Source organism: Streptomyces sp. PsTaAH-124, assembly GCF_000373685.1.
Taxonomy (GTDB): Bacteria; Actinomycetota; Actinomycetes; order Streptomycetales; family Streptomycetaceae; genus Streptomyces; species Streptomyces andamanensis.
Map to the genome: position 1 here is coordinate 25,574 of NZ_KB892166.1, position 13,347 is coordinate 38,920.

The 13,347-nt window shown below is 71.7% G+C and carries 11 protein-coding genes; 2 read left to right on the plus strand and 9 right to left on the minus strand.

Annotated elements, in window-relative coordinates:
• Nucleotides 1-64: 64 nt before the first annotated feature.
• From B086_RS0112960 to B086_RS0112970, 3 genes are all read right to left on the minus strand, one after another.
• A complete protein-coding gene (locus B086_RS0112960) occupies nt 65-1,288 on the minus strand; it encodes a L,D-transpeptidase (RefSeq protein ID WP_026252367.1) in 1,224 nt (407 codons plus the stop codon).
• A 183-nt stretch (nt 1,289-1,471) separates the two neighbouring features.
• A complete protein-coding gene (locus B086_RS0112965) occupies nt 1,472-2,512 on the minus strand; it encodes a P1 family peptidase (protein WP_026252368.1) in 1,041 nt (346 codons plus the stop codon).
• Nucleotides 2,513-2,561: 49 nt separating this feature from the next.
• Nucleotides 2,562-3,815: a low temperature requirement protein A gene (locus tag B086_RS0112970; RefSeq protein ID WP_037873424.1), complete on the minus strand. Its 1,254-nt coding sequence runs from the start codon at nt 3,813-3,815 to the stop codon at nt 2,562-2,564.
• A 74-nt stretch (nt 3,816-3,889) separates the two neighbouring features.
• Between B086_RS0112970 and B086_RS44980 the strand changes: the two genes are divergently transcribed.
• Nucleotides 3,890-4,060, plus strand: a complete 171-nt coding sequence (locus B086_RS44980; protein WP_018566843.1) for a hypothetical protein — start codon at nt 3,890-3,892, stop codon at nt 4,058-4,060.
• A gap of 142 nt (nt 4,061-4,202) precedes the next feature.
• On the opposite strand, the gene mscL is transcribed toward B086_RS44980, so the two are convergent.
• The 6 genes from mscL to B086_RS0113005 all read right to left on the minus strand — a co-directional run bounded on the left by mscL (nt 4,203) and on the right by B086_RS0113005 (nt 10,231).
• Nucleotides 4,203-4,670, minus strand: coding sequence for a large conductance mechanosensitive channel protein MscL (gene mscL / locus B086_RS0112980; protein WP_018566844.1), 468 nt, complete (start codon nt 4,668-4,670; stop codon nt 4,203-4,205).
• A 57-nt stretch (nt 4,671-4,727) separates the two neighbouring features.
• Complete coding sequence (locus B086_RS39945; RefSeq protein ID WP_051115830.1) at nt 4,728-5,327, minus strand: RcpC/CpaB family pilus assembly protein; 600 nt, start codon at nt 5,325-5,327, stop codon at nt 4,728-4,730.
• A 383-nt stretch (nt 5,328-5,710) separates the two neighbouring features.
• On the minus strand, nt 5,711-6,544 hold the full coding sequence (locus B086_RS0112990; protein WP_018566846.1) for an S-methyl-5'-thioadenosine phosphorylase: 834 nt from the start codon (nt 6,542-6,544) through the stop codon (nt 5,711-5,713).
• 99 nt (nt 6,545-6,643) lie between these two features.
• A complete protein-coding gene (locus B086_RS42795; RefSeq protein WP_078531076.1) occupies nt 6,644-6,988 on the minus strand; it encodes an FmdB family zinc ribbon protein in 345 nt (114 codons plus the stop codon).
• Between the two features lie 67 nt (nt 6,989-7,055).
• Entirely contained in the window at nt 7,056-8,351 is a 1,296-nt protein-coding gene (locus B086_RS0113000) for an MFS transporter (RefSeq protein WP_018566848.1), read from the minus strand.
• 368 nt (nt 8,352-8,719) lie between these two features.
• Nucleotides 8,720-10,231 (minus strand): potassium/proton antiporter, encoded by a 1,512-nt coding sequence (locus B086_RS0113005; protein WP_078531077.1) that lies wholly within the window; start codon nt 10,229-10,231, stop codon nt 8,720-8,722.
• Between the two features lie 236 nt (nt 10,232-10,467).
• Here B086_RS0113005 and B086_RS0113015 point away from each other — a divergent pair, with 236 nt between their 5' ends.
• Nucleotides 10,468-13,305: a penicillin acylase family protein gene (locus B086_RS0113015; protein ID WP_026252370.1), complete on the plus strand. Its 2,838-nt coding sequence runs from the start codon at nt 10,468-10,470 to the stop codon at nt 13,303-13,305.
• The last annotated feature ends 42 nt before the right edge of the window (nt 13,306-13,347 follow it).

The window sequence follows — 13,347 nt, forward strand, 5'->3', positions numbered from 1 at the left end:
CCCGCGCGGCCCGGCCGTACCGTCAGAATCCGCTGCTCAGCGGCCCCTTGTGGCGCAGGAGTGGTCAGCCGGCGCTGCCCGCGGTCCACTCGCTCCACGACATGTTCCAGCCGTTGAGGCCGTTGTCCGGGGCGACCGTCTTGTCGGGGGAGTGCTTCACGATCACGACGTCACCGACGAGCGAGCTGTCGTAGAACCACTTGGCCGGGGTGTCGCCCTGCGCGCCCCGCACGTCCTTCATGCCCACGCAGCCGTGGCTGGTGCCGGACTGACCGAAGGGCGGATTGCCCGGGTTGTACCAGTAGTTGCCGTGCAGGAAGGTGCCGGACGTCGTCAGCCGCATCGCGTGCGGGACGTCCGGGATGTCGTACTCCCCGCCCAGACCGACGGTCTGGCTGTTCATCCGGGTCTGGGTGAACTTCTCCGAGATCACCATCTGCCCGTTGTACGTCGTGTGCTCCGGGCTGCCCGTGGAGACCGGGATCGACTTGACGGTCTGCCCGTCCCGGACCACCGTCATGGTCTGCGTGTTGACGTCCACCGTGGAGACCTGCGAACGCCCGACCGTGAAGCTCACGCTCTTCTTCTGCACGCCGAAGACGCCGTTCGCGCCCTGCACGCCGTCCAGGTCGATGTTCATCGTGACCTTGGAGCCGGCCTTCCAGTACTCCTCGGGGCGGAAGTCGAGCCGCTGGGCGCCGAACCAGTGGCCGACGACCTGCTGACCGCTGCTGGAGGTCACCGTGATGTGCGACTGCACCGTCTTCTTGTCGGTGATCGCCTTGTCGAAGGTGAACGACACCGGCATGCCGACGCCCACCGTCGTGCCGTTGTCCGGCGTGTATGTGCCGATGAAGCTGTTCGACGTGGTGACGGTCGTGAAGATGGAGTTGGCGGCGGCGACCCGGCCGGCGGAGTCCTTGGCCGTGGCCGAGAGCTGGTACTTGGTGCCGCGGTCCAGCTGCTCCTTCGGCTTCCAGGCGGCGCCGTCCGCCGAGATCGAACCCGGCACCTCCTTGCCCGAACCCGCGACGGTCATCTTCACGTCGGTCAGCTTTCCGTCGCTGACCTTCACCCCGGTCGCGTTGATCGACGCGCCGGTGGCCCCGTCCTTCGCCGAGATCGTGATCTTGGCCGTGGACGTCTTGACGGTGTCCTTGCCGCCGCCGCCCTTGCCGTCGTCGTTGGCCTTGGCGTCGCCGCCGCATCCGGTGAGGGTGAGGGTGCCGACCATCAGGGCGGCACAGGCCCCCAGTATGCGCCGCGCTGCTATGTCCGGCGTTGTCACGGGCTGCTCCAGGTCGTGTGAAGTGGGTGATTGGCTGCGTGTGTGGAGAGAGAGTCGGCGGAGCCCTCGCGAGGTTCCCGCAGGTCGGCCGAAACGCCGTCACGTGACAGAACCGCGACAATCGAAAACCCGTCGGTACACAAGACCCGTCGGCACCTCAGGTCCCCCCGGCTCCCCTCCTGTTCACCGCTGTCCGTACAACTCCCGGTAGGCCGGCCATGTTCCCCCCGGTCCGTCGACCGGTCCGGCGGCGCGGACGGCGTTGACGATCGCGCGGGTCACGGTGTCCGCACCGGCCGCCAGCACCTCGTTCAGGGCGAGCGGCCCACCGGTACCCGGACCGGCCTCCAGCGGCCGGGAGCCGGTGGCCAGAGCGAACACCGTGTCGCCGTCGTTGAGCAGATGCACCGGCCGGACGGCCCGCGCGATGCCGTCGTGCGCCGTGCCCGCGAGCTTCTGCGCCTGGGCCTTGGACAGCTCCGCGTCGGTCGCGACCACCGCGAGCGTGGTGTTCAGCGGCGGCGGCGCGTTGCGCGCGGCGGCCCGAGCGATCCGGCGGCGCGCGTCCTCGTGCACCCGCGCCTCGGGGTACACGGCCCGCCCCTGGAACAACTCCCCGTACAGCACCCCCGTCTCCGGATCCACCACCGATCCGGCCGCGTTGGCCACCACGAGCGCCGCCACCGTGACGCCTGAGGCGAGCACCGTGCTCGCCGTGCCGACCCCGCCCTTGAGCGGACCCACGGTCGCCCCCGTTCCCGCGCCCACGCAACCCTGGGGCACGGCCGCCCCCGGTCCGCTCGCGGCGGCGGCCTCCACCGCGGCCCGCCCGGTGGCCGCGTCCGGCCGGGCCCGGAAGTCGCCGCCCCGGCCCAGGTCGAAGACACAGGCCGCGGGCACCACCGGCACGACGTGTGCCGGATCGGGGCCGACCCGCACCCCGCGCCCGCGCTCCTCCAGCCAGGCCATCACCCCGGAGGCGGCGTCGAGCCCGTACGCGCTGCCGCCGGTCAGGACCACCGCCTCCACCGTCCGCACCAGGTTGCGCGGATCGAGCGCGTCGGTCTCCTTGGTGCCGGGCCCGCCGCCCCGCACGTCCACGGCGGCCACGGCACCGCCCTCCGGCGCCAGCACCACCGTCGTACCGGTGAGCCACCCGCCCCCGGTGCGGGTCGCATGCCCCACCCGCACCCCGGCGACATCCGTCAACGCGTCAACTGTCATGGCAGCCAGTCTCTCCCCGCCGCCCGGCCCGTCCCCGGGGACCACCCCCTCACGCCTCCGGGCGCGCCGCCCCGCTCTCTCCACCCGCGCCGCTCCCGGCGTACATCCGCGCGGTCAGGGTGACTCCGGTCGCCACCGCGAGTGCCGAGACGACGCCCGCGGCGAACACCGCCCACTCGCCCAGGAAGGTGCAGCAGATCACCAGCAGGGCGGCCGTCGGCAGGACGAGCTGCTGGGCGATGCCCACCTTGAAGTGCCGGGCGTGCAGCGCCCAGACCGTGATCAGGTACAGCGCGGTCGGCAGGGTCACGGCGGCCGACGCCGCCAGGGTGGACAGGTGGCTCTTGCCGACGGCCTGCTCCACCGCCACCTCGAGACCCGCGCCGATCGCCGCCGCCGAGGCGAGGATCACGTAGTGCCCGTATCCCCACAGGAACGACTCGCGGTTGGAACGCAGATGGCCGTGGATCGGCACCACGAAGTAGATCCACCAGGCGGAGAAGACGATCAGGAGACCGCCCGCCGCGATCGGCAGCAGCTCGCCCAGCGCGAAGTTCTCGTCGGCGGCCGACTTCACCGCGACCGTGGCCGCCGCGACCGTCTCGCCCAGCACGATGATGGTGAACAGCCCGTACCGTTCGGCGATGTGGTGCGGATGCCAGGAGGTCGCGTAGGCCCGCTCCGCGTACACCGGGACCGCCAGCTCCGCGACGACCATCACCAGGAACACCCACGGCCGGTCCGGCTCCGGCAGCAGGACCAGGCCCAGCCAGCCGACCTGGCACAGCAGCACGCCGGCCGCGTACCTCAGCGCCATGCGCCGCTCCGCGCCCCCGGCGCTGTGCGCCGCGCGCAGCCACTGGGTGGCCATCGCCACCCGCATGATCACGTAACCGAGCCAGACCAGGAAGAAGTCGTGCTCGGCGAAGGCCCGCGAGATGCCCGCCGCCAGCACCAGCACACCGGCGACCTGCACCAGGGTGACGAGCCGGTAGAGCACGTCGTCGTTGTCGTACGCCGAGGCGAACCAGGAGAAGTTCATCCAGGCCCACCAGATGGCGAAGAACGCCATCGCGTAGTTCAGGATGCCCTGCCCCGCGTGGCCCTCCGCCACCGCGTGGACCAGCTCCGCGCCCGCCTGCGCGATCGCCACGACGAAGCACAGGTCGATGAAGAGTTCGAGCGGGGAGGACACCCGATGTGCCTCGTGGCGGCCGCGCGCGGTCAGCGGGCGCAGCGGCCGGGGGATGCGGGAGGGCTCCGCGGGGCCGGATCCCGGAGCGGAAGCGGAACTGGACGTCATGGCTCCCAGCACAGCAGAAAGCGGCCGGAAAATCCCGTGACGGGCGCCCCTGCCGGGGACCGTACCCTGGAGGCATGAGTAGCGCCCCCGAGCCGCGTGACCCGAAGGCCGCGCTGATCTTCGACGACCCGCTGAGCCAGCAGTCCACGGACGACACCGACCGGGGCTGGGGCGACCGCCCGGACGGCGACTCCGCCGCCGACCTCAGGCGCTTCCTCGACGAGAAGCCGCCGCACCACATCTGACCGCCCCGCAGCTCCCTGCTCCGGCTGCCCCGCCCGGCCGGGCCCGGCACGCTCCGCAGGAGCGGCGCCGGCCCCGGCTCTGCACCCGGACGACGCGGGCGGGACGGACGGGACGGGTGCGACAGGCGAGACGGGCCGGGCGTCAGACCCGGCTGATCCGGTCGTGGTCGCCGCCGCGCTGCGAGACCAGCTCGTCGCGGATCTGCTTGAGCACCTGGAGCTCCGTGCTCTCGATGATCTCGGGAGCCTCCTCCTCGCCCTCCTTGCCCTTCTTCTGGCGGGCCAGGAACTTGGCCATGGGCAGGACCATGAGGAAGTAGACCACCGCCGCGGTGATCAGGAACTGGAGCGTGGCGCCCAGGACCGAGCCCCACATGATCTGGATGCCGTCGTCGCTCTTGCAGCTGGAGCTGAGGCACGAGCTGTAGTGGTCGAGGTTCTTGGTGCCGATCGCCCCGACGACCGGGTTGATCACGCCCTTCACCACTGAGTTGACGATATTGCTGAAGGCGGCGCCGACGACCACCGCGACCGCCAGATCGACGACGTTCCCGCGCATCAGGAAGGCTTTGAAGCCCTGCCAGACGCTCGGGTCCTTCTTCGTACTCACCTCGGGACACTCCTCGGGCATACAGGTTGTAGAACAAACAGCTCAGCAACCTAAGCCTCACCACGGGGTCACCGCCAATCGGGCCGACGCGCTCGCCCCGGCGAGCCGGGCCGCCGTGGAGGGCGGCACAGCCAGCGTGACCAGGGCGTCCTCCCCGCCGCTCGGCCCGCCTGCCAGCGCGGAACGGCCCTCGTCGGTGTTCGTGGTCGAACCGATGTGCGCGCTCGCGCCGGGGTCGGCGCCGACCGGCTGCGGGACATTTCTCACGCGCGCCCCGCGCGCGATCACCCGGGTCCGGCCGCCCGCCGCCGGGTCCGCCACGGCGAACACGTCCACCCGGTCGCCGGGGCGCAGCAGCCTGACCGTCGCGGCGTCGGAGATGCGCACGGGGACGGCCATCGTCCGGACAGCGGGCCGGACGACCGGGGCGTGGGAGAGGCCCGCGGCCGTCCCCTGCGGCTGTCCGCGGGCGGGAGCGCCGCGCGGGGTGTCCGCTGCCAGCCGTGGGCCCGCCGTGACCAGCGCGGCGGCCGTGACCGCGAGCCCGGCCGCCACGGCGCGCCTGCGGTGCCGCAGCAGCCGGCGCAGCCCGTACTGCCCGCCCCGGACCCGGACGGGCGCGAAGTGCGGCACCTCGCAGGGCGCCGGGGTGTCCACGCCCGGGACCGGGCCCGGCGTGCGCGGTCCGGGCGGGTACGGAGAGAACGGGCCGGTGCCGGTGCCGGTGCCGGGGGCGCAGGGGGATGCGGGGCCTGCGGGCGGACGCGGGGACGACAGGGACATGGGAGCCACCACCTGTGCTCGGGGACCGGTGCGGGACCGGCTTGCGATGCCACGATGCGGCTTCGCGCCGGACGCCGCCGGCGCCCGTGGGCTACTGGCGGGTTGTGGACAACCCCGTCACCCGAAGGAGAACTTCCGTCGACCGTGCGTCCCCAGCCGTCCAGCCTGGCCCAGCCCGATCGGTCGTCCCCGGCAGCAGCCCGCACCCCGTCCGAGCAGCAGCCGCCCGCCCGAGCAGCACCCCCGGCCCTCTCCGCCTACGGCAGCGCGAAGCCCGGATCCATCCCGCCCAGCGCCCCCGTGCACAGGCAGTTCCGCTCCGCGGTGGCGGGCAGGGCGGCCACCGCGTCGAACAGTACCCCGCGCAGTCGCTCCACATTGGCGGCGAACACCCGCAGCACCTCCTCGTGGGAGACGCCCTCGCCGCTCTCCGCGCCCGCGTCGAGATCGGTGACCAGGGTCAGTGAGGTGTAGCAGAGCTCCAGCTCACGGGCGAGTGCCGCCTCGGGGTGACCGGTCATGCCCACGACGGACCAGCCCTGCGCCTGGTGCCACAGGGATTCGGCACGGGTGGAGAAGCGCGGCCCCTGCACCACGACGAGGGTGCCGCCGTCCACGGCGGCCCAGTCGCGCCCGTGCGCGGCCTTCAGCGCGGCGGCCCGCCCGGTGGGGCAGTAGGGGTCGGCCAGGGAGACGTGCACCACGCCCGGCACCGTGCCGTCGGGCAGCGGCAGTCCGTCGAAGTAGGTCTGCTCCCGGGACTTCGTCCGGTCCACGAACTGGTCCGGCACCAGCAGGGTTCCCGGCCCGTACTCCGGGCGCAGACCGCCGACCGCGCACGGCCCGAGCACCTGGCGCACCCCCACGGAGCGCAGCGCCCACAGGTTGGCGCGGTAGTTGATGCGGTGCGGCGGGAGGTGGTGGCCGCGGCCGTGCCGGGGCAGGAAGGCGACCCGGCGGCCGGCGACCTCCCCGAGGAAGAGGGAGTCGCTGGGTGACCCGTACGGCGTGTCGACCTGGACCTCGGTCACGTCGTCCAGGAACGAGTAGAAGCCGGACCCGCCGATGACACCGATCTCTGCGTTCGCCATGCACCGCACCCTAGCCGCCCGCACAGCCCGCGCACCCGCCGCGCGGGCAGGCCGAGGACCCCGCTGCCGTGCGACGGCGGGGTCCTGGTGAACGTGATGTCAGGCGGCGGAGCTGCCGGCCGAGCTCGTGGACGAGGACGACGACGCCGAGGATGACGAGCCGGAACCGGACGACGACGTCGACGAGGAAGAACCCGCATCGGACGACGCCGTCGAGGAGCCGCCCGCCGACTTCGACGACGACGCCGGGCTGCTGCTCGACGAGGAGCCGCGGCTGTCGTTGCGGTAGAAGCCGGATCCCTTGAAGACAATGCCGACCGCGGAGAACACCTTCTTCAGGCGGCCACTGCAGTTGGGGCACTCGGTGAGCGCGTCGTCGGTGAACTTCTGCACCGCCTCGAGGCCCTCGCCGCACTCGGTGCACTGGTACTGATAGGTGGGCACTGTCTTCCTCCTGGCACTCTCACTCGATGAGTGCTAACGACGGTCCATAGTGACGTATTCCCCGGGATCAGTCCACTGCGACAGGTGCGCGGTGACCGACGCCACGTGCCACCGTGCGGCTGTCGGACCGGGTGGCGAGCCGCGACCGCAGGGTGAGCAGGGTCAGCAGCGCGAGCACGGTACCGGCCATCGGGACCAGGAAGCCGGCGCCGCCCCACAGGTGGTCCTCCAGCTGTCCGGCCACGGTGACGGCGGCGGCCTGGCCGAGTGCGACCGCGCCGGTCAGCCAGGTGAACGCCTCGGTCCGGGCGCCCGCCGGGACCAGGCCCTCCACCAGCGTGTAGCCGGTGATCAGCGCGGGCGCGATGCACATGCCGACCAGTAGGCCGAGCGCGGCGAGCAGCAGCACCGAGTGCGCGGTCCACAGCGCGGAGGCGGTCACCGCCAGCGCGGCGTAGCCGATGACCAGGCGGCGCTGCGGGGCGACCTTCCAGGCGATGGCGCCGCAGACGATGCCGGAGAGCATGTTGCCGGCGGCGAACGTCCCGTACAGGACGCCGTTCAGGCCGGGCTCGCCGATCGACTCGGTGAACGCGGCCAGCGAGACCTGCATACCGCCGAAGACGGAGCCGATGCCCAGGAAGGTCACGATCAGTACGCGCACACCGGGGACGCGCAGGGCCGGGACGTGCTCCACGCGCGCGTGCCCGCCGCCGGAGACGGACGGCTGGGTGCGCTTCTGCGCGGCGAAGAGCAGTCCGCCGACCAGGGTCAGCGCGGACTCCGTGAGCAGACCGGCCGCCGGGGTGACGGCCGTGCACAGGGCGGTGGCGAGCAGCGGGCCGAAGACGAAGGTGAGCTCGTCGGTGACCGACTCGAAGGCCGCCGCGGTGGTCATCAGCGGGGAGCCCTTGAGGGTGACGCCCCAGCGGGCGCGCACCATGGGGCCGACCTGGGGCACCGAGGCGCCGGTCGGCACGGCCGCGACGAAGAGCACCCACAGCGGGGCGTGCGCCAGCGCGAGCGCCGTCAGGGTGAGCCCGGCCGCGGCGTGCACCAGGACGCCGGGCAGCAGGACGGCGCGCTGTCCGTAGCGGTCGGCGAGCCGTCCGCTGTAGGGCGCGAACACGGCCATGGAGACGCCGGTGACGGCCGCGGTGGCGCCCGCGGCACCGTAGGAGCCGGTGGTGTGCTGCACCAGCAGCACGATGGAGATGGTGAGCATCGCGAACGGCTGGCGTGCCGCGAATCCGGGGAGCAGGAACGTCCAGGCGCCGCGGGTGCGCAGCAGTTGCCCGTATCCGGGGCGGGAGGATGCCGGCGAGGTCTTCGCGGGGTCGGTGGTGGTGACCGCGGATCCCACGGCCCGTGCCTTTCTGCCGCCTGGTGGCGCGGGCCCTCGGGTACGGGCGCGCCGAGAGCTGTCCTCTTGCGCGGACTGCGGTAGATGCCGGCGCCCGCAGAGATGAGGGGGCGTCCCGACCGCCATACGGTCGCGCCAGCTCTGCGTCAGGCAGAGTTGGTTCGATCAGGGTGCGCCTTCATCCTACAGGGACGCGGGGGCCCCGCCCCTGTGAAAGCGAGCACCATGGGCGGCTCGCCCCCACCTTCGAAACCCCCGGTCCCGCGCGGCGCAGCCCCCGTACGGCGCAGCTCCCGTACGGGCAGCCCCCGGACGCGGGCGCAGCCCCCGGACGGGCAGCCCCCGGACGCGCCGGGCGGGAGGAGGAGTCACCCCGGCCCGCTCGCCCCCGCCCCGTTGGCGCCCAGCCAGCTCGCCAGCTTGCCGCCCCGGCCGACCGCGCGCAGGCGGCGTTCCGCGGCCTCGCGGACCGGATCGGTGGCGACGACGAGGAGCTCGTCGCCGCGCCTGAGGACGGTCGTGGGCAGCGGGACAAACGATTTTCCGTCGCGGACGACCAGGGTGACCGCGGATCCGGCGGGCAGCCGCAGCTCGGCCACCTCCACGCCGTGCATCCGCGACCCCTCCGGGATGGCGACGGACAGCAGATGGCCGCGCAGCCGCTCCAGGGGCGCCGACTCGATGCCGAGGTCGGCGGCCTCCTCCCCGCCGCCCAGCCGGAGCTTGCGGGCCAGCCAGGGCAGCGTCGGGCCTTGCACCAGGGTGTAGACGACGACGAGCACGAAGACGATGTTGAAGATGCGCCCGCTGGCGTCGACGCCGTTCACCATGGGGATGGTGGCCAGGATGATGGGGACGGCGCCGCGCAGCCCGGCCCAGGACATCAGGGCCTGTTCGGGCCAGGGCACCCGGAAGGGCAGCAGGCTGACCAGCACGCTCAGCGGCCGCGCGACCATGGTCAGGACCAGGCCGATCAGCAGGGCGGGCACGAAGTCGTCGACCAGTTCGTGCGGGGTGACCAGCAGGCCGAGCAGGACGAACATGCCGATCTGGGCGATCCAGCCGAGCCCCTCGGCGAAGCCGCGGGTGGCGGGCCAGTGCGGCAGCTTGGCGTTGCCGAGGATCATGGACGCCAGGTAGACGGCCAGGAAGCCGCTGCCGTGGGCCAGCGCTCCGGCGGCGTAGGCGGTGACCGCGATCGCCATCACGGCGATGGGGTAGAGGCCGGAGGCGGGCAGGGCGACGTGCTTGAGGCCCCAGGAGCCGAGCCAGCCCACCGCGAGTCCGATGGCCGCGCCGATGGCCAGTTCCAGCGCTATCTCGCCCAGCAGCACGTACCAGTGCTCCACCGGGCCCGCCGTGGAGAAGGCGACGACCAGGATGACCACCGGGGCGTCGTTGAAGCCGGACTCGGCCTCCAGCGTGCCCGTCACGCGCGCGGGCAGGGGGATGCGGCGCAGCACGGAGAAGACGGCCGCCGCGTCGGTCGAGGAGACCACCGCGCCGACGATGAGGGCCTGGCGCCATTCCAGGCCGGTCAGGTAGTGGGCGCCGGCCGCCGTGACGCCGACACTGACCGCGACCCCGAGCAGCGCCAGCACGGAGGCGGACGGCAGAACCGGCCGGATCTCCTTCCACTTCGTACCGAGCCCGCCCTCGGCGAGGATCACCACGAGGGCCGCGTAGCCGATGACCTGGGTCATCTCGGCGTTGCTGAAGTGGATGTGGCCGAGACCGTCCGCACCCATGACGATGCCGATCCCCAGGTACACGAGCAGGCTGGGGAGCCCGCTGCGCGAGGAGATCCGCACCGCCGCGACCGCGACGAGCAGGACGAGGGAGCAGGCGAGCAGAAGCTGGTTGAGGTGGTGGACAGTCAGTGGCGGTTCCTTCCCCGAGTTCTCGGCATTCTCCGGCTTCGCCGTTCTCCGGCTGCACCAGTTACTTCGTTACCTTACCTAACTCTTGACGCGTTCTTGACGCCTTCACGACGGTGATCGAACGCTCGTGCCCGCCGGGATGCGACTCCGCGTCAAGGGGCACCGGGCCCTGCGCCTATGGTTGCTCCAGCACTCCAGTACCGCCTGCCGCTCGCGTTAGGACAGCAAGGACAGCGATGCCCCCCAACACCACCGCCACAACGGGTGACAAGCCCGGCAAGTCCGGCAGGAAAAAGGGGCGAAAAGCCCGACTGATCGTGCTTGTCCTGGTGCTGGCCATCATCGGAGGCATCGCCTACGGGGCCTACTGGTCCGTCAGCACCGTCCGCGCCTCCTTCCCGCAGACCAAGGGCTCGACCACGCTCCAGGGCCTGTCCGGGCCCGTGGACGTGAAGCGGGACGGCTACGGCATCCCGCAGATCTACGCCTCCTCCCCGGAGGACCTGTTCATGGCGCAGGGCTTCGTCCAGGCGCAGGACCGGTTCTACGAGATGGACGTGCGCCGGCACATGACCTCCGGCCGGCTGTCGGAGATGTTCGGCAAGGGGCAGGTCGACAACGACGAGTTCCTGCGCACGCTGGGCTGGGACCGGGTCGCGCAGCAGGAGTACGACAAGAAGCTCTCGCCCGCCACCAAGAAGTACCTCCAGGCGTACTCCCAGGGCGTCAACGCCTATCTGGACGGCCGCGACGGCGCTGAGATCTCCCTGGAGTACGCGGCGCTGGGCTTCACCAACGACTACAAGCCCGCCCGGTGGACGCCGGTCGACTCGGTCGCCTGGCTGAAGGCGATGGCCTGGGACCTGCGCGGCAACATGCAGGACGAGATCGACCGTGCCCTGATGACCAGCCGCCTCGGCCCCAAGCAGATCAAGGACCTGTACCCGGACTACCCGTACAGCCGGAACAAGCCGATCGTCACCCAGGGCCGGTACGACGAGTCCGAGGGCGCGTTCGACGGCGGGGCGAGCGGTACCGGCTCGCCCGGCGGTTCCGGCGCCGACCCCGGCTCCGACGGCACGGGCCTGCCGGACGGCGGCTCCGGAGTGCCCGCCTCGGGCACCACCGACACCGGCACAGGCACCGGTACCGGCACCTCGGACTCGGACGGCTCGGGCGTGCAGAGCCAGCTCTCGGGCCTGCGCAGCGTGATGCAGAACCTGCCCGCCGCGGTCGGGGTGAACGGCGACGGCATCGGCTCCAACTCCTGGGTGGTCGCCGGGAAGTACACCATCACCGGCAAGCCGCTGCTCGCCAACGACCCGCACCTGGGCGCCTCGCTGCCGTCCGTCTGGTACCAGATGGGTCTGCACTGCCGGGCCGTGTCCAACAAGTGCCCCTACGACGTCACCGGCTACACCTTCGCGGGCATGCCCGGTGTGGTCATCGGCCACAACCAGGACATCGCCTGGGGCATGACCAACTCCGGTGTCGACGTCACCGACCTGTACCTGGAGAAGCTCAGCGGCGACGGCTATCTGCGCGACGACAAGACGGTGCCCTTCCGGATCCGGCAGGAGACCATCAAGGTCGCGGGCGGGACGTCCAAGAAGATCGTCGTCCGTGAGACGGAGAACGGGCCGCTGCTGTCCGACCGCGACGACGAACTGGTCCAGGTCGGCAAGAAGGCCCAGGTCGACACCGCGGCCCCGGACCGCGGCGACGGCTACGCGATCGCCCTGAAGTGGACCGCGCTCCAGGCGGGCACCACCATGGACGCCGTCTTCGCCATCGACCAGGCCAAGGACTGGAGCGGCTTCCGCGCGGCCGCGGCGAAGTTCGACGTGCCCTCGCAGAACCTGGTCTACGCCGACACCCGCGGCAACATCGGCTACACCCTGCCCGGCCGCATCCCCAAGCGCGCCAAGAGCGACGACGGCTCGGTCCCGGCGCCGGGCTGGGACTCGAAGTACGACTGGAAGGGCTACCTCAAGCAGGGCCAGCTGCCCTACGAGTACAACCCGAAGCGCGGCTACATCGTCACCGCCAACCAGGCCGTGGTGGACCCGGCCGCGTACCCGTACCGGCTCACCACGGACTGGGGCTACGGCACCCGCAGCCAGCGGATCGCCGATCTGATCCAGTCGAAGATCGACGGCGGCGGCAAGATCTCCACCGACGACATGCGCCAGATGCAGATGGACAACAGCAGCGAGATCGCCAAGCTGCTGGTGCCGATGCTGCTGAAGATCGACCTCGGCGACAAGGACGTCCGGCAGGCGCAGAAGCTGCTGGAGGGCTGGGACTACACCCAGGACGCCGACTCGGCGGCGGCGGCGTACTTCAACGCGGTGTGGCGCAACATCCTCAAGCTCGCCTTCGGCAACAAGCTGCCCAAGGAACTGCGGGTCGAGGGCCAGTGCCTGTGGGTGGAGCCGACCGGCAACACCGGTCCGGTGGACGAGACCACCAAGGTGCGCGAGTGCGGCGAGCGCGCGGCCGACCAGGCGCAGCCGGACGGCGGCGACCGCTGGTTCGAGGTGGTGCGCAACCTGGTGAAGCAGCCGGACAGCGACTGGTGGAAGGTGCCGGCCTCCGGTACCCGCCCCAAGGCCGAGAACCGCGACCAGCTCTTCGCGCGCGCCCTGATCGACGCCCGCTGGGAGCTGACCTCCAAGCTCGGCAAGGACATCGACACCTGGAACTGGGGCCGGCTGCACCGCCTGTTCCTGAAGAACCAGACCCTGGGCACCGAGGGGCCCGGCTTCCTGAAGTACATCCTCAACCGGGGTCCCTGGAAGCTCAGTGGCGGCGAGGCCGCGGTCAACGCCTCCGGGTGGAACGCCGCGGGCGGCTACGGCGTCGTGTGGGTGCCGTCCATGCGGATGGTGGTCAACCTCGCCGACCTCGACAAGTCCAAGTGGATCAACCTCACCGGTGCCTCCGGGCACGCCTTCAGCGCCCACTACACCGACCAGACGGACAAGTGGGCCAAGGGCGAGCTGCTGCCCTGGTCGTACTCGGCCGGCGCGGTCGACAAGAGCACGAGCGACACCCTGGTGCTCAAGCCGTGAGCCGCTGACCGGGGCACCCCGGCCACCGCGAAGGCCCTCCAC

What these genes read in the sequence shown, in the direction of transcription:
- B086_RS0112965 (WP_026252368.1), bottom strand. Translation starts at nt 2,512, where the DNA reads ATGACAGTTGACGCGTTGACGGATGTCGCCGGGGTGCGGGTGGGGCAT.
- B086_RS0112970 (WP_037873424.1), bottom strand. Translation starts at nt 3,815, where the DNA reads ATGACGTCCAGTTCCGCTTCCGCTCCGGGATCCGGCCCCGCGGAGCCC.
- B086_RS44980 (WP_018566843.1), top strand. Translation starts at nt 3,890, where the DNA reads ATGAGTAGCGCCCCCGAGCCGCGTGACCCGAAGGCCGCGCTGATCTTC.
- B086_RS0112990 (WP_018566846.1), bottom strand. Translation starts at nt 6,544, where the DNA reads ATGGCGAACGCAGAGATCGGTGTCATCGGCGGGTCCGGCTTCTACTCG.
- B086_RS0113015 (WP_026252370.1), top strand. Translation starts at nt 10,468, where the DNA reads ATGCCCCCCAACACCACCGCCACAACGGGTGACAAGCCCGGCAAGTCC.